At 71.6% G+C, this 20,295-nt stretch carries 21 protein-coding genes and 1 tRNA gene; 12 read left to right on the top strand and 10 right to left on the bottom strand.

Going from position 1 to position 20,295, the window contains the following annotated elements; translation table 11 throughout:
* The first annotated feature begins 113 nt into the window (after positions 1–113).
* The 5 genes from FPT20_RS02850 to FPT20_RS02830 all read left to right on the top strand — a co-directional run bounded on the left by FPT20_RS02850 (position 114) and on the right by FPT20_RS02830 (position 5,023).
* Positions 114–1,304, top strand: coding sequence for an ROK family transcriptional regulator (locus tag FPT20_RS02850; RefSeq protein WP_158862365.1), 1,191 nt, complete (start codon positions 114–116; stop codon positions 1,302–1,304).
* A gap of 96 nt (positions 1,305–1,400) precedes the next feature.
* Positions 1,401–2,507 (top strand): Gfo/Idh/MocA family protein, encoded by a 1,107-nt coding sequence (locus FPT20_RS02845; protein ID WP_158862363.1) that lies wholly within the window; start codon positions 1,401–1,403, stop codon positions 2,505–2,507.
* Between the two features lie 2 nt (positions 2,508–2,509).
* A complete protein-coding gene (locus FPT20_RS02840; protein WP_442786468.1) occupies positions 2,510–3,241 on the top strand; it encodes a ThuA domain-containing protein in 732 nt (243 codons plus the stop codon).
* A gap of 10 nt (positions 3,242–3,251) precedes the next feature.
* Positions 3,252–4,283, top strand: a complete 1,032-nt coding sequence (locus tag FPT20_RS02835) for a Gfo/Idh/MocA family protein (RefSeq protein ID WP_158862361.1) — start codon at positions 3,252–3,254, stop codon at positions 4,281–4,283.
* Positions 4,284–4,318: 35 nt separating this feature from the next.
* Positions 4,319–5,023 carry a YqaJ viral recombinase family protein gene (locus FPT20_RS02830; protein ID WP_442786467.1) on the top strand — a complete coding sequence of 235 codons (705 nt, stop codon included), beginning with the start codon at positions 4,319–4,321 and terminating at the stop codon, positions 5,021–5,023.
* Here the strand turns inward: FPT20_RS02830 and FPT20_RS02825 are convergent.
* On the bottom strand, positions 4,964–5,710 hold the full coding sequence (locus tag FPT20_RS02825; protein ID WP_233265366.1) for a DUF998 domain-containing protein: 747 nt from the start codon (positions 5,708–5,710) through the stop codon (positions 4,964–4,966). The two genes, FPT20_RS02830 and FPT20_RS02825, sit on opposite strands and share 60 nt — an antisense overlap.
* Before the next feature lie 194 nt (positions 5,711–5,904).
* On the opposite strand from FPT20_RS02825, the gene FPT20_RS02820 reads away from it, so the two are divergent.
* Positions 5,905–6,873, top strand: coding sequence for an NADP-dependent oxidoreductase (locus FPT20_RS02820; RefSeq protein ID WP_158862357.1), 969 nt, complete (start codon positions 5,905–5,907; stop codon positions 6,871–6,873).
* Here the strand turns inward: FPT20_RS02820 and FPT20_RS02815 are convergent.
* From FPT20_RS02815 to FPT20_RS02790, 6 genes are all read right to left on the bottom strand, one after another.
* Entirely contained in the window at positions 6,854–7,402 is a 549-nt protein-coding gene (locus FPT20_RS02815; protein WP_158862355.1) for a GNAT family N-acetyltransferase, read from the bottom strand. The genes FPT20_RS02820 and FPT20_RS02815 overlap by 20 nt on opposite strands.
* 111 nt (positions 7,403–7,513) lie before the next feature.
* Positions 7,514–8,203, bottom strand: a complete 690-nt coding sequence (gene rplA / locus FPT20_RS02810) for a 50S ribosomal protein L1 (protein ID WP_158862353.1) — start codon at positions 8,201–8,203, stop codon at positions 7,514–7,516.
* 73 nt (positions 8,204–8,276) lie between these two features.
* A complete protein-coding gene (gene rplK, locus FPT20_RS02805) occupies positions 8,277–8,708 on the bottom strand; it encodes a 50S ribosomal protein L11 (protein ID WP_158862351.1) in 432 nt (143 codons plus the stop codon).
* A 133-nt stretch (positions 8,709–8,841) separates the two neighbouring features.
* Entirely contained in the window at positions 8,842–9,762 is a 921-nt protein-coding gene (nusG, locus tag FPT20_RS02800; protein ID WP_158862349.1) for a transcription termination/antitermination protein NusG, read from the bottom strand.
* Positions 9,763–9,836: 74 nt separating this feature from the next.
* A complete protein-coding gene (gene secE, locus FPT20_RS02795) occupies positions 9,837–10,109 on the bottom strand; it encodes a preprotein translocase subunit SecE (RefSeq protein WP_158862347.1) in 273 nt (90 codons plus the stop codon).
* Positions 10,110–10,152: 43 nt separating this feature from the next.
* Positions 10,153–10,225, bottom strand: a tRNA-Trp gene (locus FPT20_RS02790).
* Between the two features lie 724 nt (positions 10,226–10,949).
* On the opposite strand from FPT20_RS02790, the gene FPT20_RS02785 reads away from it, so the two are divergent.
* Entirely contained in the window at positions 10,950–11,894 is a 945-nt protein-coding gene (locus FPT20_RS02785; RefSeq protein ID WP_158862345.1) for an endonuclease domain-containing protein, read from the top strand.
* On the opposite strand, the gene FPT20_RS02780 is transcribed toward FPT20_RS02785, so the two are convergent.
* Positions 11,860–12,555, bottom strand: coding sequence for a LuxR C-terminal-related transcriptional regulator (locus tag FPT20_RS02780; RefSeq protein WP_158862343.1), 696 nt, complete (start codon positions 12,553–12,555; stop codon positions 11,860–11,862). The genes FPT20_RS02785 and FPT20_RS02780 overlap by 35 nt on opposite strands.
* Complete coding sequence (locus FPT20_RS02775) at positions 12,552–13,742, bottom strand: ATP-binding protein (protein ID WP_158862341.1); 1,191 nt, start codon at positions 13,740–13,742, stop codon at positions 12,552–12,554. Before FPT20_RS02775 ends, FPT20_RS02780 begins: the two co-directional genes overlap by 4 nt.
* 114 nt (positions 13,743–13,856) lie before the next feature.
* On the opposite strand from FPT20_RS02775, the gene FPT20_RS02770 reads away from it, so the two are divergent.
* From FPT20_RS02770 to FPT20_RS02750, 5 genes are all read left to right on the top strand, one after another.
* A complete protein-coding gene (locus FPT20_RS02770) occupies positions 13,857–15,089 on the top strand; it encodes a PspC domain-containing protein (RefSeq protein ID WP_158862339.1) in 1,233 nt (410 codons plus the stop codon).
* 41 nt (positions 15,090–15,130) lie between these two features.
* Positions 15,131–15,415, top strand: coding sequence for a hypothetical protein (locus FPT20_RS02765; RefSeq protein WP_158862338.1), 285 nt, complete (start codon positions 15,131–15,133; stop codon positions 15,413–15,415).
* A 79-nt stretch (positions 15,416–15,494) separates the two neighbouring features.
* Positions 15,495–16,403, top strand: coding sequence for an ABC transporter ATP-binding protein (locus tag FPT20_RS02760; RefSeq protein ID WP_233265365.1), 909 nt, complete (start codon positions 15,495–15,497; stop codon positions 16,401–16,403).
* Entirely contained in the window at positions 16,400–17,212 is an 813-nt protein-coding gene (locus FPT20_RS02755; RefSeq protein ID WP_233265364.1) for an ABC transporter permease, read from the top strand. The genes FPT20_RS02760 and FPT20_RS02755 overlap by 4 nt, the downstream gene beginning before the upstream one ends.
* A 92-nt stretch (positions 17,213–17,304) precedes the next feature.
* The gene (locus FPT20_RS02750) at positions 17,305–19,410 is read left to right on the top strand and encodes a RecQ family ATP-dependent DNA helicase (RefSeq protein ID WP_158862336.1); all 2,106 of its coding nucleotides are present in this window, start codon (positions 17,305–17,307) and stop codon (positions 19,408–19,410) included.
* A gap of 79 nt (positions 19,411–19,489) precedes the next feature.
* Here the strand turns inward: FPT20_RS02750 and FPT20_RS02745 are convergent, their stop codons facing one another.
* Positions 19,490–20,239: a hypothetical protein gene (locus tag FPT20_RS02745; protein ID WP_158862334.1), complete on the bottom strand. Its 750-nt coding sequence runs from the start codon at positions 20,237–20,239 to the stop codon at positions 19,490–19,492.
* Positions 20,240–20,295 lie beyond the last annotated feature (56 nt).

Raw genomic sequence — 20,295 nt, 5'->3', positions numbered from 1 at the left:
CCAGCGGGGCGTGGGATCATTCAACCGCCTACTTCTGCCGGTTGTCAAACAAAAGTCGCGCGTTCGTGCCGAAACTTTGGGTGCTCGCCGGACACTGTGGTTCAATACCCGGTATGACCGACGGCGCGCGCGAGGACGTGCTCGTCGCCGAGGACGCCGCCGAACTGCTGGCCATCCTCCGCGACGGCCTCCCGCGTACCCGCGCGCAGCTGGCCGAGCTCACCGGAATGGCCCGCTCGACCATCGCGGCCCGGATCGACGCGCTGTCGACGGCCGGGCTCGTCGCCCCCGCGGGCGACGACGTCTCGAGCGGCGGACGCCCGCCAGCACGGATCCGCTTCAACCCGGGCTCGCGCGTCGTCATAGCGATCGACCTGGGTGCGACCCACGGCGTCGTCGCCCTCGCGGACCTGTCGGGCACCCTGACCGTCAGCGAGTCCGTCCGCCTGAGCATCGGGGAGGGACCCGAGCCGGTCCTCGACTGGGCGCTGTCTTCGGCGGAGCGGCTGTTCGCGGCCACTGGTCGCCCCCTGTCCGACCTCATCGGCGTCGGCATCGGCGTCCCTGGCCCCGTGGAGCACTCGATCGGCCTTCCGGTGAACCCGCCCATCATGCCCGGGTGGGACCGGTTCGACATCCCGGCCTACGTCCGCCGCGTCTTCCCCGTCCCCGTCCTCGTGGACAACGACGTGAACCTCCTCGCGCTCGGCGAGCAGGCGCTCATCTGGCCGGAGGAGCAGGACCTCCTGTTCGTCAAGGTCGCCACCGGCGTCGGCGCGGGCATCATCAGCGGCGGCCGCCTCCAGCGCGGCGCGGCCGGATCGGCGGGCGATCTCGGGCACGTCCGCGTGCCGTTCGGCACCGACGCGCCCCGGCACGGAGCCGACGACGCCGACCTCGAGTCGGTCGCGAGCGGCCCCGCCGTGGCCCGCCGGCTGAGCGCGGCCGGGATCCCGGCGGAGACCAGCGCGGACGTCGTCGACCTGGCGCGGACGGGCAATCCGGAGGTCCAGGAGGCGGTGCGTCAGGCCGGGCGCGACCTCGGCGCGGTGCTCGCCACTTGCGTGAACCTGCTCAACCCGTCGATGATCGTCGTCGGCGGGAGTCTCTCGCGCGTCGGCGAGCAGCTGCTCGCCGGGGTGCGGGAGGTGGTCTACCAGCGGTCGACGCCGCTCGCCACGCAGAACCTCACGATCACGCAGTCGCGCTCGGGCGAGACCGGCGGCGCGATCGGCGCGGCGATCATGGTGATCCAGCGGGCGCTCGACCCGCGGGCCGGAGCGCCGGGCTCCCTGCTCCGCTGACGCCGGAGCTTCCGCCGGAACCCCGTCCCCCACACCGTCTCGAATCGATTCGACCCTCACCCGCAAGAAACGACCCCACCCCAGGAAAGGAGTGCCTTGAGCACCTCGAACACCCCCCTCCGCGCCGGCGTCATCGGCCTCGGCTGGGCCGGCCAGCAGCACATGGACGCCTACGCGGCGATCCCCGGCGTCGAGCTGGTCGCCATCGCCGGGATGGAGGACGGCCCCCGCGCCGAGCTCGGCGACACCTACGGCGTCGAGCGCCGCTACCGCGACTGGAAGGACCTCGTCGCCGACGGGGACCTCGACGTCGTCAGCGTGGCGGTCCCCACGTTCCTCCACGCCCCGATCGCGGTCGGTGCGCTCGACGCGGGCATCCACGTGCTCAGCGAGAAGCCCATCGCGCGCACGGCCGCCGAGGCGCAGACCATGGTGGACGCCGCCCACCGCTCCGGTAAGGTCCTGGAGGTGGCGTTCAACCACCGCCGCCGTGGCGACATCGAGGCGCTGAAGGCCGCGATCGACGCCGGCCAGATCGGACGGCCGTATCACGCGCGGGCCATCTGGCTCCGGCGCGCGGGGATCCCGGCGCTCGGCAGCTGGTTCACGAACCGCGAGATGGCGGGAGGCGGACCCCTGATCGACATCGGCGTGCACGTCCTCGACTACGCCCTGCACCTGTTCGGCGAGCCCACCGTCACGGCCGTCTCCGCCGTGACGCACTCCGAGCTCGGCGTCCGCGGGCGCGGCGGCGCGTCCGGCGGCAAGCAGCAGGTCGGGTCCGCCTACGAGGTCGAGGACCTGGCGAGCGTCCTCCTGCGCCTCGAGGACGGCGGCTCGATCGTGCTCGAGACCAGCTGGGCCGCGTACCGCCCGGCCGGCGACGAGTTCGGCATCACGCTCTACGGCACCGAGGGAGGCGCGGACCTGCGCGTCGTCGACTACGCGCCGAGCGGCGAGCTGACGATCTTCACCGGGGAGGGCGAGGAGTCGGAGGACGTCTCCGTCGCCGCCGATCCCGGCCGGGGCCACCTCGCCGTCGTCGAGACGTTTCTCGAGCACGTCGCCGACGAGGAGAACTGGTCACGTTGGGACGGGTCGCTCGCGCTCGAGCGCGCGCGGATCATCGACGCGGCTTACGAATCGGCCGCCGCCGGCGCCGAGGTCCGCCTGGCGCCCGTCGCCGCACCCGAGGGGGTCTGAGCATGTCCGCACTGCGCATCACCGTCTGGAACGAGGGCGTCCACGAGGCGACCCAGCCCGACATCGCCGCGATCTACCCGCACGGGATCCACGGCGCCATCGCGGAGGGCCTGGGCGGCCTGCTCGGCGACGACGCCGTCATCCGGACGGCGACCCTGGAGGAGCCGGAGCACGGCCTCACGGAGGAGGTGCTCGCCGAGACCGACGTGCTCCTCTGGTGGGGGCACATCGCTCACGACCGGGTCTCCGACGAGGTCGTGGAGCGCGTCCGGCAGCACGTGCTGGCGGGAATGGGCCTCATCGTCCTGCACTCGGGCCACTTCTCGAAGATCTTCATCCGGATGCTCGGCACCACGTGCTCCCTGCGCTGGCGCAACCCGGAGGGCGGCGAGCGCGAGCTCGTCTGGACCGTGGCCCCGACGCACCCCATCGCGGAGGGGATCGATCAGCCGATCGTGATCGAGGCGCAGGAGATGTACGGCGAGTTCTTCGACATCCCGAAGCCCGACGACGTCGTCTTCATCAGCTCCTTCACCGGAGGGGAGGTCTTCCGTTCGGGCGTCACGTTCACGCGCGGCCGCGGCAAGATCTTCTACTTCAGCCCGGGCGACCAGGAGTACCCGGTGTACTTCCACCCCCAGGTGCGGCGGGTGCTCGCCAACGGCGTCCGCTGGGCGGCACCCGTCCCGGGCGTCCGTCAGGCACCCGAGGTGTCCAACCCCGAGCCGGTGTGAGGCGGACGCCATGACGATCCTCCCCGAGCCACGCCACCCCGATCCGGCCGACGCACCGGTCCTCCGGTGGGGCGTGCTCGGCCCCGGTGAGATCGCCCGCGACTTCACGAACGCGCTCCACCGTCACACGCGCCAGCGCGTCGTGGCGGTGGGGTCGCGGTCGGAGGAGCGCGCCGCCGCGTTCGCCGCCACCCATGGCGTCGGCCGCTCGTACGGCTCGTACGAGGCCCTCGTCGGCGACCCGGAGGTGGACGTCGTCTACGTCGCCACACCGCACAGCGAGCACCGCGAGCACGCGCTGCTCGCCATCGCGGCGGGCAAGCACGTGCTCGTCGAGAAGCCCCTGGCCGCGACCGCTCGGGAGGCGCGTGACATCGTCGACGCAGCCCGCGCCGCCGGGGTCTTCGCCATGGAGGCGATGTGGACCCGCTACCTGCCGCAGACCGACATCGTCCGGCAGCTGCTCGCCGATGGGTCCCTCGGCGAGGTACGGGTGGTGACGGCGGACTTCGGCGGCCACCCGCCGTACGACCCGTCGAGCCGGCTGTGGAACCCGGCGCTCGCCGGCGGGGCGCTGCTCGACCTCGGCGTCTACGTTGTCTCCTGGGCGTTCTTCGTGCTCGGCGAGCCCGCCTCCGTCATCGCCACCGGCTCGCTCGCACCCACGGGCGTCGACGACCAGGCCGCCCTCGTGCTGTCGACGGAGAGCGGGGCGCAGGCCCTGCTCAGCACGACGCTGCGCGCGGGCACCCCGTCGCTCGCGAGCATCAGCGGCGCGGAGGGGCGGATCGAGCTCGAGAGCCCGTTCTGGGGTCCGAGCGGTCTGCGCCTCCACACCGCCGACGGTGCACCCGCCGCGGTCTGGCGCGATCCGTATGGCCGGCCGTACCGGGACGGCATGTCGTACGAGGCGGCGGCGCTGGCGCGTTACGTGACGGACGGGCTGACCGAGTCGCCCCTCCACTCGCTCGACGAGACCGTCGGCACGCTGGCCGTCATCGACGAGGCACGCCGCCGGCTGGGCGCCGCTGGCGTGGGGTGACAGCGGGTGCCGGTGGGACGCGGCACAATGGAGGGGTGCTCGACTCCGCTCCGCTCCGAACCCGGGAACTGTACCGGCCCGGAGTCCTCGCGGAGCTGAGCCCGTCGCGACCGGCGCCCGTCCCCGTGATCCCGGCCGTGCCCGGCCTCACCGGTCACCGCGCCCGCGTCGTCGCTCGGGCGAGCGACCGCGCCGGCTGGCTGTACGCGCGCAGCCGGGGCATCACCGCGACCGATGTCGCCAAGCTCTCCACTGCCCGCTCGGTGCGCGCTGCCGCCCACGACAAGCTCAACGGGACCGGCTTCACCGGGAACGTCTTCACCCAGCACGGCCGCTCACGCGAGCCCGAGATCGCCGGCTGGGTCGCCGCGACCCACGGCATCGAGCCGTCGGACGCGCTCTACCACGCCGAGCGCGACCGCCGGCACCTCGCGACGCCCGACGGCCTCGTCGTGCGGATCGACGGGCGGATCGAGCTGGCCGAGATCAAGACCACCAACAAGCCGTTCCGCAGCATCCCGCGGCACTACCTCCGCCAGATCTGGTGGCAGCAGTACGTGCTCGGCGCCGAGCGGACGCTCTTCGTCTGGGAGCAGCACGACGGCTTCGTCCCGCTGCGCGACGAGCCGGAGTGCCGCTGGGTCGACCGCGACGAGGCCGAGATCGAGAAGCTCGTCGCCTTAGCCGGCGACCTCATCGACCTTCTGCGGCAGCTGACCGCGCGCCCCGTCGGCGCCTGACTCGCGGTCCCGGCCCCGCGCGAGCGCGGTCGAGTACACCGCGATCCACGCGATCGCTATCGTCGTCCCGACGAGTTCGAGCCACGATCCGACGTCCGTGCCGAAGCGGAGCAGCGCGAGCAGCCCCCCGACGATCGTGATCAGCGCGACCGCGGCGCAGCTGATCAGCGACATGCGGGCGACGCGGGGCAGGCGCGCACTGAAAGCCACCTGGAGCATCGCGAAGCAGGCCGCGGCGAAACCGAGCACCGCGGACACCGTGTGCACGAGATCCTGCACCGTCGACTGCGGATCGACGAGCGGCACCGGGCAGTAGGAGGTGCACGTCACCTGGGACGCCAGCACGAAGCATACGGCCGCGAAGGCGAGCGACACCGCGGGCGCCCACCGGTTCAGCAGGCGGTGCGAGGACCGCACGTGCCCGCTCGCCAGGGCGATCGCGAAACCGCCCGCCGCGATGAGGAGGAGCGCCACGCGGAAAGCGCCGGCGGTGGGCGCGCCGACCGCACCGAGCTCGCTGACGTAGACCGGGTACGAGTAGGTCAGCCGCGCCGCCCAGATGATCGTCAGACCCCCGAGCACGCACACGGTGCCGACGGCGAGCAGGAGAGGCACCGCTCGCTGCCAGCCGCGCGCCAACAGCGGCGCGCCGAACGGCTGGCGGACGATGCCCAGCAATCGTCGCACGTCGTCACTCCTCCGGTTCTCGGGTACCCGTCTCCGGGTCGCAGCATCCTAACCGGACCCCGACTGGGAACGTCCTGGGGGTATGCGAAACACGATGTTCACAACTGGTGACCCGACCGTAACACCGGCGACGCATTCGGGGGTTTGACTGGGGAACAGCCACGCCGACGGTGGCCGAGACGAGGGGACCACGAATGCCGAAGACCATGCGGGCCGCGCTTCTCGAGGCAGCCGGCGACCCGGAGTCCCTCCGGCTCGGCGACGCCCCCTACCCCGACCGGGTGAACGCGGAGTTCCTCGTGAAGGTGGTCGCCTCCTCCGTCAACCCGATCGATGCCAAGACCCGCGCCGGGCGCGGCGTCTTCGGGGCCATCCACTCGTTCCCGACGATCCTCGGCCACGACTTCAGCGGCGTCGTCGTCGAATCGCCGTTCGACTCCCACCCGATCCGCCCGGGCGACGAGGTGTTCGGCATGGTCATGGTGCCGCGGCTCGGCGGGAGCTACGCCGAGTACGTGTCCGTTCCCTCCCTCAGCGTGGTCCGCAAGCCCGCGACGCTGTCCCACATCGAGGCGGCAGCCGTGCCGCTGGCCGCTCTGACGGCGTGGGGCATGGTCGTGGAGGTCGCCAAGGCTCACGAGGGGCAGCGCATGCTCATCCACGCCGGCAGCGGCGGCGTGGGGCACTTCGCCGTCCAGTTCGCGTCGTACTTCGGCGCGCACGTCGTCGCCACCGCCTCCGGGTCGAAGGCGTCGTGGCTGCGCACACTCGGCGCCTCCGAGGTCGTGGACTACACGACCACGCGCTTCGAGGACGTCGTGCAGGAGGTCGACGTCGTCATCGACCTCGTGGGCAACGTGCACGACAGCACCGGCAGCCGGTCGCTGTCCGTCCTGCGACCGGGCGGCCTCATCGTGAACGCCCCGACCGGCAGCTGGCCGGGGTTCGCGGAGGAGATCCGGGCTGCCGGCGTCCGCGGCACCGACTTCAAGGTCGCACCGGACGGGAACACGCTGGCGGTCATCGCGAGACTGCTCGAGTCGGGCAACGTCCGCGTGCACGTCGACGAGATCTACGGGCTCGACGACATCGCGGCGGCGCACCGCGCGATCGAGGAGGGGCACACCCGCGGGAAGATCGTCCTCAAGGTCGCCGAGGGCTGAGCGAGCGCTCCATCACCCAGTCGTCCTCGAACCGATCGCCCACGAGGAAGCGCTTCGCGCCGACGCGCTCGAAGCCGTGCTTGCCGTAGAAGCGCTGCGCCCGCGCGTTGAGCTGGTTCACCCCCAGCCAGACGGCCGCGGCACCGGTGAGCGACGCCTCCCGCAGCGTCTCGGACATCAGCGTCGAGGCGACGCCCGCGCCGTGATGCCCGGGGAGGACGTAGCACTTGCTCAGCTCGACGGTCGGTCGCGTGCGGATGGCGGCTCGGACATCCTCGTCGGTCGGCTCACCGAGCACGAGCATGCTGTAGCCGACCGTCGCGCCTGCGTCGTCTTCGGCGACGAGGACGATGCGGTGCTGGTCGACGAGGTAATCGGCGAAGCGCTCCTCCGACAGGACCGTGGCGATGAAGGAGGCGATGGCCGCCTCGGTCGTGTGCGGCGGGCACGCGAGCGGGAAGGTGACGCGGGCGACGGCCGCGAGCGAAGCGGCGTCGGCGGGGACGGCGCGACGGACGGAGGCGGGCATGGCGTCCAGCCTAGGACGGCTTCGCCCGGTCGCGAGAACGGCGACGGGGCCGGTCCCGGCTGCTGCCGGAACCGACCCCGTCGGTGATGCTGTCCTGCGGTCGTCCGCTCGTCAGATCGCGTTGACGTCGAGCGGGATGCCCGGGCCGAACGTCGTCGAGACGGCGCCCTTCTGGATGTAGCGGCCCTTCGCGGCGGACGGCTTGAGACGCACGACCTCCTCGAGAGCGGTCTTGATGTTGTCGTTCAGCTGCTCGGCGGTGAAGCCCGCCTTGCCGACGACGAAGTGCACGTTGGCGTGCTTGTCGACGCGGAACTCGATCTTTCCGCCCTTGATGTCGGAGACGGCCTTCGCCACATCCGGGGTGACGGTGCCGGTCTTCGGGTTCGGCATGAGGCCGCGCGGGCCGAGCACCTTGCCGAGACGGCCGACCTGGCCCATGAGCTCCGGGGTGGAGACGGCCGAGTCGAAGTCGGTGTACCCGCCGGCGACCTTCTCGATGAGCTCGGCGCCGCCGACCTCGTCGGCGCCCGCGGCGAGGGCGGCCTCAGCGGCCGGACCGGTCGCGAACACGATGACGCGCGCGGTCTTGCCGGTACCGTGAGGAAGAATGACGGTACCGCGGACCATCTGGTCCGCCTTGCGGGGGTCGACGCCGAGCTTCAGCGCGACCTCGACGGTCGAGTTGAACTTGGCGGAACCGGTCTCCTTCGCGAGCGCGACGGCCTCGGCCGGGGTGTAGAACTTGCCGGCCTCGATCTTCTCGGCCGCGGCCCGGTAGGCCTTGGACTTCTGTGCCATGAGTTTTCTCCTAACGAGAATGTGGTGCGAGCCTGGCCGGCTCTTCCACGGTGATGTCTGGGGAGCCGGGGCCTCAGGCCTCGACGGTGATGCCCATCGAGCGGGCGGTGCCGGCGATGATCTTCGACGCCGCGTCGACGTCGTTCGCGTTGAGGTCGACCATCTTCTGCTCGGCGATCTCGCGCACCTGCGCCTGGGTCAGCTTGCCGACCTTGGTGGTGTGCGGGACGCCGGAGCCCTTGGCGACGCCGGCCGCCTTCTTGATCAGCTCGGCCGCGGGCGGGGTCTTCAGGACGAACGTGAACGAGCGGTCCTCGTACACGGTGATCTCGACGGGGATGACGTTGCCGCGCTGCGACTCGGTCGCCGCGTTGTACGCCTTGCAGAACTCCATGATGTTCACGCCGTGCTGACCGAGCGCCGGGCCGATGGGCGGGGCGGGGTTGGCGGCGCCGGCCTTGATCTGAAGCTTGATCAGACCGGTGACCTTCTTCTTCGGTGCCATGTCTCTTCCTTCTTTGTGTGTTCGAGCGGGGCGGACCGCGGCCCTTCCCGCTCTCCCGGTTTCTCGGCCCTTCCGAGACCCGGTGAGATGAAAATCCTTGAGGGTGAACGCTCGAGGAGGCTCGGGATGTTCCCTAGAGCTTCGTCACCTGGTCGAAGCTCAGCTCGACCGGCGTCTCGCGCTCGAACAGGGAGACGAGGACGGTGAGCTTGCCGCTCTCCGGCTTGATCTCGCTGATCGAACCCGGCAGGCCCGCGAACGAGCCCTCCTTGATGGTGATGGTCTCGCCGATCTCGAAGTCGACCTCGGCGGGGATGACGCGCGCGGCGGCCTTCTGGCCCTTCGCGCCGCCCTTGGCGGGGGCCGCCTCCACCTGGACCAGGCTCTTCAGCATCGAGAAGGCTTCCTCGAAGCGGAGCGGGGTGGGGTTGTGCGCGTTGCCGACGAACCCGGTGACGCCCGGCGTGTGGCGGACGACCGACCAGCTGTCCTCGTTGAGGTCCATGCGGACGAGAACGTAGCCGGGGATGCGCACGCGGTTGACCATCTTGCGCTGGCCGTTCTTGATCTCGACCACGTCCTCCATGGGGACCTGCACCTCGTAGATGTAGTCCTCCATGTTCATCGAGACCATGCGGTTCTCGATGTTGGACTTCACCCGGCGCTCGAAGCCCGCGTAGGAGTGGATGACGTACCACTTGCCGATCTTGCTGCGCAGCTCGGTGCGGAACTCCTCGTAGGGGTCGCTGGCGACCTCCTCCTCGTCCTCGACGGCCTCGAGCGCGGCCTCGGCCTCGTCGTCGCTGTCGACCTCGAGGGCCTCGTCGACGGCGCGGTCGGCCTCGGGGTCGACGGCCTCGGCCATCGCGTCGAGGACGGCGTCGAGGTCGATCTCGGTCCCGTCGTCGGCGACGACGTGCAGCGCCTCGTGCTCGGCGGCGTCGGACGCCTCGTCCTCGCCGGCGAGGACGTTGCCGGTCTGCGCCTCGTCGTCTTCGGAGGACTGCTCGGCAGCGGGAGCCCAGTCCACGTCGTCGCGATTCGTCTCAGACACTGAATTCATTCCATTTCTGTCGGTGAGGCCGGTGATCCGGCCAGGTCGGCGTGGTCCGCCTCGGTCCGCGTCGTCTACTTCGGATGACCGAAGACCCAGACGACACCAAATCCGAACACCCAGTCAAGGAGCGAGACCAGAGCCATCATGATCACCACGAAGACCAGCACGACGCCGGTGTAGCTCAGGAGCTCCTTGCGGGTCGGCGTGACGACCTTCCGGAGTTCGCCGAAGACCTGCCGGATGAACAGGGCGATCCGCGCGAAGGGGTTGCGCCTCGCGGCGCGATCCTTCTTCGCGTTGGCGACGATTTCCTCGCTCGGCTCGTCGATTACTTTTCGGGCCACCTCGTTTTACCTTTCGTGGGCCGGCGCCCGGGACGCCGACTTGCAGGGCGGACAGGAATCGAACCTGCAACCTGCGGTTTTGGAGACCGCTGCTCTGCCAATTGAGCTACCGCCCTAGGACAGCGAATCGCCCGGCTCTCGAATCGCTCCATCAAGGCTAACCGATCGAGCATCCGAAATGTCTGACGGATGCCCCCTCGCAGCGCGGCAGGACTGCCATCGCTCACCTAAAAAAGGGCGCAGAAAAGCTTGGCAGATTCAACCACCTCGTCAAGTCTACGGGACGCCCGCCCCGCGCCGCAAAGCGGCGCCGCCGCCCGGGCGCGGCCCCCCTCCCCCGCGACCCCCGCCCCTCCCCTCCCCTCGTCCCGCAGCCCCCTCCCACCCTCCCTCCCTCCCTCCCGCCCGCCCTCCCTCCCTCCCGCCGTTGAACGATTGAACAGTCACCTATGGCCCCCTCACGACGCTGCCTGCCCCGTGAGGGGGCCACAACCGACGTCTCAACCCGCTCCTCGGGCCGCGCCCTGTGGATAAGCGCGCCTCGCCCGGTTGCCCGCACCCCGCGCCGCAATGCCGGGCCGTCGCCCGCCGCTCGCCCTCGTCCCCCTCGTCCCCCTCCGCCTCCCGCATCCCTCCCTCGTCCCCCTCCGCCTCCCGCAGCCCTCCCTCGTCCCCCTCCCCCGCCCCTCCACCCCCGTTGAACGATTGAACGGTCCGTGGTGGCCCCCTCACACGCTCTCGCGGCTCCCGAGGGGGCCACAAGCGACGTCTCACTTCTCTCCCTCCACGGACTCCTGTGGATAACGCCCACCGCTCCGTCGCGCCGGTCAGGCTGAACGCATGAAGCCGTCCGCGCCCCTCCCCTCGCTCCTCCAGCACGCCGCGATCCGCCGCGCCGACGCCCGCGCACTCGGCGTCTCCCCGAAGCGGCTCCGCGGTCCGGACGTCCATCGGCCGTTCCGCGGCGTGGTGACCGCCCTGCCCGAGCTGACCCTCGTCGACCTGTGTCGCGCCTTTCTCGCTGTGCGGCCCCCGGGCGCTTTCTTCTCCGGGGCGACGGCGGCCGCCCTCCATGGCGTGCCGCTGCCCCGGCGAGCCTGCTGGGAGCACTCGCGACGGCTCGATGTGAGCGTCCCTGCGCCCGCCCGCGCTCCCCGGAGGCACGGAATCACCGGCCACTCGGTGCGCATCTCGCTCGGGGACGTGACCGTGAAGGCCGGTCTGCCCGTCTCGACGCCCGAGCGCACCTGGTGCGAGCTCGGAGGAGCGCTCACGGTGGACGAGCTCGTCGTCGCCGGCGACTGGCTGATCGCCGAGGAGCGCCGGCTGTGCGACACGACCCGGTTGAGAGCGGCGCTCCACCGCTCGCCGGCCAGGCGGGGTCGACCAGCGCTCACGGAGGCGATCGGCCTGGTGAGCGCGCGTTCCGAGTCCCCGCAGGAGAGCCTGCTCCGCGCGCGACTCGAACGCAGCGGAGTACACGGTGGCCGTCCCAACGAGCCGATCCGTGTCTCGAGCGGGGCCCGATATCGCGGCGACCTGGTCTACGTGGAGGAGCGCCTCATCCTCGAATACCAGGGCGACCACCACCGCGACCGCGGCCAGTACCGGCGCGATCTGTCACGCCGGCTCGACCTTCAGGCCGACGGCTGGAGGGTCGTGGAGCTCGGCCCGGAGGACCTCCACGATCCCGGACTGTCGCGACGGGTGCGGGCCCTGCTTCGACAGCACCGTGCGCCGCTCGGATCGGTCAGAGCAGCTTCCGCTCCAGAGCCCACGCGGTGAGCTCGTGACGCGACGACAGCTGGAGCTTCCGCAAGACGGCCGAGACATGGGTCTCGACGGTCTTGATCGAGATGAAGAGCTCGGCCGCCACCTCCTTGTAGGCGTAGCCCCGGGCGATGAGCCGCATCACTTCGCGCTCCCGGGCGGAGAGCCGGTCGAGCTCGTCGGTCGTCTCGGCCTGCTCTCCGGCGGCGGCACCGAAGGCGTCCAGCACGAACCCGGCGAGCCGCGGCGAGAAGACCGCATCGCCTCCCGCGACCGCCACCACGGCGTCGCTGACCTGGCCCCCCGAGCTGCCCTTGGTGAGGTAGCCCCGGGCACCCGCCCGGATGACGCCAACGACATCCTCCGCGGCGTCGGAGACGCTCAGCGCCAGGAACCGGGTCCCGGGCACCTGCGAAGCGGTCCGCTTCACGACTTCGGCGCCGCCGCCTCCATCGCCGCCCTGGAGGTGCACGTCGAGCAGCACGACGTCCGGCCGGGAGGCGAGGATCGCGTCGACCGCGCTGCCGACGTCGCCCGCCTCGGCGACGACCTCGAGTCGGTCGTCGAGGTCGGCACGGAGGCCCGAACGGAAGATCGAGTGGTCGTCGACGATGGCCACCCGGATGCTCTGCCGGGGCGCCTCCTCGAGCGGAGCGGGCGGCTGTGCGTCGGTCATGATGCCTCGTTCGTGGGCTCGATGCGGAGGTGCACCTCGGTGCCGGTGTCGCGCGACGTGACGGTAGCATGGCCGCCCGCCCGGCGCATGCGTCCGATGATCGATTCGCGGACTCCGAGCCGGCCCTCGGGCAGCGCGTCGACGTCGAAGCCGGCCCCGCGGTCTCGCACGAAGACGTCGGTGGCGCCCGGCCCGTTCTCGATGTACACGGAGACGTCACCTCCGGCATGCCGGGCCGCGTTGAGCATGGCCTCGCGCGCCGCTGCGGCCAGTTCGGCCGGAGCGTGCACGACGGGTGCGCCCACCGAGACGACATCGAAGTGGACGGCATGATCGACCTCGAGCACAGCGGCCGCTTCCCGCAGTTCGGCGGCGAGGTCCTCGCCGGGCTTCTCGTCCGAGTGCGCACCGTCGGCGTAGAGCCACTCGCGGAGCTCGCGCTCCTGCGCCCGGGCGATCCGGCCCACCTCGCTCGAGGCGCCGGCGCGGTTCTGGATGAGCGCCAGGGTCTGGAGGACGGAGTCGTGGAGGTGCGCCGCCATCTCGGCGCGCTGCTCCTCGCGGATGCGCGCCGTGCGCTCCCCGATGAGCTCCCGCCACAGGCGGAGGGCCCACGGAGCCACCATGACGGCAGCTCCGGCGAACGTCGCTGCGATGATGCCCAGCCACACGGGGCCGGAACCGCTCGTGCTCTGCAGGACGGCGAGGACGAGCGCGAGGCCGACGAGGGCCGCGCCGCAGGTGGTCCGGAACGCGGTCGCCGACATCCGGGCCGGCCGCCCGGCATCATCGTCCACGAGCTGCCCCCAGCCCACGGCCGCGACGAGGAGGACGATGGAGGCGGCGAGCGCGCCGAACCCCGTCCCCGGCGCGCCGGCGACGACGAGCACGACACTCGAGACGCCGGCCAGGCCGCCCCCGAGCGCGAGAGCCCACGGCACGTCGACGAGCCGCCGCACGCCGTCCTCCGGGTCATCGGGACCGGGGTCTCGGAGCGGGACGAGAGCCCACAGCCAGAGGTAGAACAGAGCCCCGGCGCCACCCAGGAGGGATGTCCCGATGAAAAGCCACCGGACGACGGTCACCGGCCAGCACAGGTGGTCCGCGAGCGCGACGCTCACACCGGCCAGCGCGCACGACCGAGGTCGCGCGAGCGGGGCCCGCGGGCGGGCGGCAGCAGAGCTCATGAGCAGAATCCAAGCAGACACGGGCGCCTCGGGGTACCGGCGGCCCCAGGGATCAGGGTCCGATCAGGGTGTCACCCGATACCCTCCGATGCGGCGCCGAGACAGGATCGGAGCATGTCACAACAGGACTCGACCGCTACCCCGCCGGGCGCCCACGCACCATACGGCGGACCCCGGACGGGGCTCTCCGGACGCGGCGCACGGTTCTTCGACTGGATGCGCGGGCTGGGCATCGCACGGGCCGACGGCTGGCTCGGCGGCGTGTGCGCCGGCGTCGCCTACCGGCTCGGAATCGACCCCCTGATCGTTCGCGGTATCGTCGCCGTCGCCGCGGTTCTCGGGGCGCCCCTCCTCTTGATCTACGCGATCGCCTGGGCGCTCCTGCCCGATCGCGACGGACGGATCCATCTCCAGCGCCTCTTCGAGGGTGAGTTCGAGCCCCCGATGGTCGCCATCGGCGTCATGGTGCTGCTCTCCCTCGTCCCGTGGGCGAGCGGCCTCTGGTGGTTCGACGGCCCGTTCTGGCACCTGCCCGCGTGGGGCGACCTCGTGGGTCGCGTCCTCTGGACACTGGTCGTGCTCGGGGCCGGGATAGCACTGATCGTGCTGGCCGTGAGGAATTCGCCGCCCAGCGCCTCCACTCCGACGTCGCCGACGGACCCGGCGCCACCGACGGCTCCTCCCGGTCACCCGCAGAGCGCGGACGCATCCCCAGCGGCACCCGCTGCCGACGGCCCGGCCCAGGCTCCCGGCGCTGCGGCAGTGGCTGGAGCTGCCCGTTCCTCTGTGCCGACGGTGAGCCTCGCGTCCGAGCCGGTCGCGCCTCCCGCACCCCAAGCGGACGCGTCGACGGAGGCGGTCGCCGACTGGCAGGAGCGTCAGGCGCAGTGGCGCGCTGAGCACGCGGAGTGGAAGCGCCGCCTCGACGAGGACATGCGGACGGTGAGAGCGCAGCGGCGCACAGAGCTCCGGGCTCAGGCGGCCGCCGCCTCCGCCGACGCCGCCGCCCGGCGGATCGCCTATCGCACTGCGAACCCGCGGATCGGTGCGGCGGTCGGCTGGCTCGCCGTCGGTCTGTCGCTGGTCGCCGGCTCCATCGCCGCCATCATCTGGATGCAGATCCCCGAGATCTCTCGCTACGCGAGCGCGGCCGCCTTGTCCGCAGGCACCTTCGTGCTCGCCGTGACGGTCTTCATCGCGGGCCTCGCCCGGCGGCGCAGCGGGTTCCTGATCTTCCTGGCCATCCTGCTGGCTGTCCTGACGATGGCGGCCACGGTCGCGGCCGGAGCATCGGCGCACGCCTTCCTGGCCGCAGCCGGTGCATTCGATGGGACGTGGTCGCGGTGACCGCGCCCGAGGACCGGACCCCCGATGAAAGGGACGAGACGATGACACAGCCCGCCGAGGTCCCCCTCCCCTCAGCCACGAGGCTCGCCCCGATCCGGTGGGGCGGTGTCGTATGGGGGCTGATCCTCGGCTTCTTCGCCGCCGGGACCCTCTGGGTGCTCGCCGCCCCGGAACGCGTCGCCGCAGCGGAGCGGTGGGTCTCCGCTCTGACCCCGGCCTCCGCGTGGGTTCTGGCGGCCGCAGCGCTCGGCGTGATCATCGCCGTGTCGGCGCTGCTCGGGGCGATCCGGTCGGCGCAGCGGCGCCGTGAGCGCGAGCTCATCTGACAGTCCCCACGGAGGGCGTGCGGCCCGGAGACCGGCATGAGCCTGTCGCCGGGCCGTTCCGCTGCGCCATGATGGTGCCGTGATCACCACCTCCTCGTCGCCCGCGATCGTGGTGCGCGGACTGCGCAAGACGTACGGCGGGGCCGACGCGCTCCGGGGGATCGACTTCGAGATCGCGAGCGGCGAGACCTTCGCCCTGCTCGGGCCGAACGGCGCGGGCAAGAGCACCACGATCGAGATCCTCGAGGGCTACCGCGACCGCTCCGGGGGTGAGGTCCGCGTGCTGGGCGTCGACCCGCAGCACGGCGGGACGGCGTGGAAGGCGCGGCTGGGCATCGTCCTCCAGTCCGGCGGCGAGGCGGCCGACGTCACGGTGCGCGAACAGCTCTTGCACTTCGCCCGCTTCTACCCGAGACCGCGAGACGTCGATGAGGTGATCGCAGCGGTCGGGCTGACAGCGAAGGCGAGGACGCGCATCCGCAACCTGTCGGGCGGCCAGCGGCGCCGTCTCGACGTGGCGCTCGGGGTGATCGGCCGGCCCGAACTGCTCTTCCTCGACGAGCCGACGACAGGCTTCGACCCGGAGGCGCGGCACCAGTTCTGGGATCTCATCCGCTCGCTCAAGCGCGAAGGGACGACGATCCTCCTCACGACGCACTATCTCGATGAAGCCGCTCAATTGAGCGACCGGGTCGCCGTCATCGCGGCCGGGCGGCTGGTCGACATCGGCCCCGTCGACACGATCGGTGGCACCTCCGCGCGCATCCCGATCGTCCGGTGGCGAGACGCGGACGGAACCCCCCAGCAGGTGCGCACGGACCGGCCGGGTGCCCTCGTCGCCCGGCTCACGGCCGACCTCGGCACCGAACCCCGGGACCTCGAGGTGATCCGGCCGAGCCTCGAGGACATCTACCTCGAACTCGTCCGCTCCGAGGAGTCCGGTCAGGCGGAGACCGTCCCCGTCGGCAGTAAGGAGGAGGTGGCGTGAGCACGCTGTCGCTCGGCGCCGCACGCGCCCGCTACGAGACCCGGATGTACTTCCGGCAGGGCGACACGATCTTCTTCACCTTCCTTTTCCCGGTGGTGATGCTGGGCATCTTCTCGGTCGCATTCCAGGGGCTCGGGAAAGTCGGCGCCGCGCCCGACGGCTCGGGAGGGGTCAGCCAGGCCGCCTACTACCTGCCCGGCATGATCGCGGCCGGGATCCTCCTGAGCGGCGTCCAGAACCTGGCTGTCGACATCGCCGTCGAGAAGAGCGACGGGACGCTCAAGCGGCTGGGAGGGACGCCCCTCCCGGTCGTGTCCTACTTCCTCGGGAAGATGGGGCAGGTCCTCGCGACCAGCGTCCTCCAGATCGCTCTGCTGCTCCTCATGGCGCGGTTCGCCTTCGGCGTGGCACTGCCGACCTCCCCGGAGGCGTGGCTGCGCTTCGCGTGGATCTACCTGCTCGGGATCACCACATCGGCGGTGCTCGGGATCGCCCTCTCAGCCGTCCCTCGTACGGGCAAGTCCGCCACGGCGGTCATCATCCCCATCGTCCTCGTGCTCCAATTCATCTCTGGCGTCTATCTGGCGTTCCACCTGCTGCCGACCTGGTTGCAGAACATCGCGTCGATCTTCCCGCTCAAGTGGATCGCTCAGGGGATGCGCAGCGTCTTCCTCCCGGCGAGCTTCGAAGCCCAGGAACCGAACGGGAGCTGGGAGCTCGGGTGGGTGGCGGTCGCGCTCGTCGCCTGGCTGATCTTCGGACTCGTCGCTTGCCGGCTGACCTTCCGCTGGATCCGGAAGGACTCCTGACGCGTCGTCCACAGGGCCTCCCGCTGACGTGCTCATCCCCTGGCTCATCCGAGCACCGGCCGGGCGTCAGACCCCTCTGAAACGATGGACCCATGAGCGACACCCCCTCCTCCACCTTCGACGACGCCCTCGACAGCCTCCGGGCCCTCGTCGGCCGGCCGGAGGCGACCTTCCACGACGGCCAGTTCGAGGCCATCTCGGCCCTGGTCGACGACAGGAGGCGTGCGCTCGTCGTGCAGCGCACGGGCTGGGGCAAGTCGGCGGTCTACTTCGTCGCGACCATGCTGCTGCGCCGGCGCGGCGCCGGGCCCACCGTGCTCGTCTCGCCGCTGCTCGCCTTGATGCGCGACCAGGTCTCGGCCGCCGAGCGCGCCGGGGTGCGCGCGGTGACGATCAACTCGGCGAATCGCCACGAGTGGGAGGACGTCTCCGCTCGCCTTGGGGACGACACGGTCGACGTCCTCCTCGTGTCGCCTGAGCGGCTCAACAACCCGGACTTCCGCGATCAGCATCTGCCCTCGCTCGTTGCTCGCACGGGTCTCCTCGTCATCGACGAGGCGCACTGCATCTCCGACTGGGGCCACGACTTCCGGCCCGACTACCGTCGGCTCCGAGACCTCGTGGCCGCGCTCCCCCCGGGAGTGCCCGTCCTCGCGACGACGGCCACGGCGAACGAGCGTGTCGTCGCCGATGTGGCCGAGCAGCTCGGCGGCGGAGGCGCGGGGGCGTCGGTGGTGACCATCCGCGGCCCGCTCGCCCGGCGTTCCCTGCGGCTCGGTGTCCTTCCGCTGCCCGATGCGACGGCACGGCTCGCGTGGCTCGTCGGCAACCTCGCAGCGCTCCCGGGGAGCGGGATCGTGTACACGCTCACCGTCTCCGCGGCGGAGGACACGGCTCGCGTTCTCCGCCTCGCCGGCCACGAAGCGCACGCGTACACGGGCCAGACGGACACGGCCGAGCGGGAGGAGCTGGAGGGTCGGCTCAAGCGAAACGAGGTGAAGGCGCTGGTCGCCACCAGCGCTCTCGGCATGGGCTTCGACAAGCCCGACCTCGGCTTCGTGGTCCACCTCGGTGCTCCGTCCTCGCCGGTCGCCTACTACCAGCAGGTGGGCCGCGCCGGACGCGCCACAGAGAACGCGGATGTCCTCCTGCTCCCGGGGCCGGAGGACCGCGCTATCTGGCAGTACTTCGCAACCGCGTCGATGCCTTCGCAGGAGAAGGCGTCGGCCGTGCTGGAGGCTCTCTCGTCGGACCCGCAGTCGACTCGTGCGCTGGAGTCGCGGGTCGATCTCAAGCAGTCGACGCTCGAGCTGCTGCTGAAGGTCCTCGACGTCGACGGAGCCGTCCGGCGCGTCTCAGGCGGCTGGATCACAACCGGGCGCCCGTGGGTCTACGACTCCGAGCGCTACGCCCGTATCGCCGCCGCGCGCGAGGCCGAGCAGCGCGCGATGCTCGACTACGAGAACACGGAGGGCTGTCGCATGGAGTTCCTCCAGCGGTCCCTCGACGACCGGGACGCGGTTCCCTGCGGCCGCTGCGATCGATGCGCGGGTCCGTGGTACCCGGCGGCCGTTCCGAGCGAAGCCCTGGGCTCCGTCTCGACGGAGTTGAGCCGGGCCGGTGTCGAGCTCGAGCCGCGCAAGCTGTGGCCCACCGGGGCCGACCGCCTCGGTGTCCCCGTGCGCGGCAAGATCTCCGCCGCCGAGCAGTCCGAGCCGGGCCGGGCGATCGCACGGCTGACCGACCTCGGGTGGGGCGGCCGCCTCCGAACGCTGCTCGCTGACGACGCGCCCGATGAGCCGTGCCCGCCCGAGCTGCTGTCCGTCGCGGTGCGTGTGCTCGCCGACTGGGACTGGGCGCAACGCCCGGTCGCCGTCGTCTCGGTGCCGTCGCGGCGACGACCCCGGTTCGTGGAGTCCCTCGCTCGCGGGCTCGCCGACGCCGGCAGGCTGCCCTACCTCGGAGCGCTGACCCTGGCGCGAGGCGGCCCGTCCGGAGGCGCGGGAGGCAACAGTGCGTTCCGGCTCGCCGGCGTGTGGGAGCGGCTGTCGGCGGAGGGCCTCGCCGTGCCCGACGGGCCTGTGCTCCTCGTCGATGATCTGGTCGACAGCCGATGGACGGTCACGGTCGCGGGGAGAGAGCTCCGACGAGCGGGCGCATCGGCGGTCCTCCCGTTCGCTGCGGCCGTCCGGGCCTGAGCCGGCCGCTCGCAGGCCGAGGCCGGCTCCGGGGCGCCGACCCTGTGCCGTGCCGGTCCCGCTCGGCGCGGCGCGGCGCTTAGATGAAGTCGCCGCCCCCGAAGTCCCCACCGCCGAAGTCGCCACCGCCGAAACCGCTGTCCCAGCCGCCGCTGCTGTCCCAGCCACCGCCGCCGTCCCATCCGGCGGCATCGGCCGAGGCCGCATCGCCCGAGCCCGCATCGCCACCGGAGCCCGCAGCGCCCGAGCCCGCATCGCCGCCCGATCCCGCGTCGCCCGAGCCCTCAGCACCACCCGCGCCGTCCCATCCGGCGGCCTGGACATCCCCCGGCCCCGGAAGGAACGCACTGACCAGAGCAGAGCCGATCACATACCCGGCCACGCTCCCCAGCAACGAGGAGGCGAACATGCCACCGAAGCCCATGCCGCCAGCGCCCAGGCCGGCGCCCGGACCGCCCCTCCCCGACAGCGAGCGCTCCAGCGTGCCGGGCTGGCGCAGCTCCGACCTCGTCGCGGCCTGGGCGAGGGCACGCGCGTCGTCGCTGCGCGGCTGCTCCCCAGTGGGAGCGTTCTCGCTGAGCTGCTGGAAGACCAGACGGCGCTGGTCGGGAGTCAGCTTCGCGAAGGCTTCCTCGTGGACCTGCTCGATCGTCTCGGGCGGAGCGGTCCGCAGCAGGTACCGGTACCGCTCCACGGCGAGTTCGTCCTCGCTGCGGGCGGAGCCTCCAGGCGTAGCGCCGGGAGCTGCCCCGCCGGGATACGGCCCACTCCCGTACGGCGCGGCCGGGCGCGCCTCCTCACGTCCGAACAGTCGGTCCAGGAAACCCATCGAGCGCCTCTCCATCGGGCGGCGGAGCCTCCCGCCGCGGTGCGCGACAGCCTAAC

This window comes from Leifsonia sp. AG29 (assembly GCF_009765225.1).
Lineage (GTDB): Bacteria > Actinomycetota > Actinomycetes > Actinomycetales > Microbacteriaceae > Leifsonia.
This window is presented reverse-complemented; position numbering and strand designations above follow the sequence as displayed.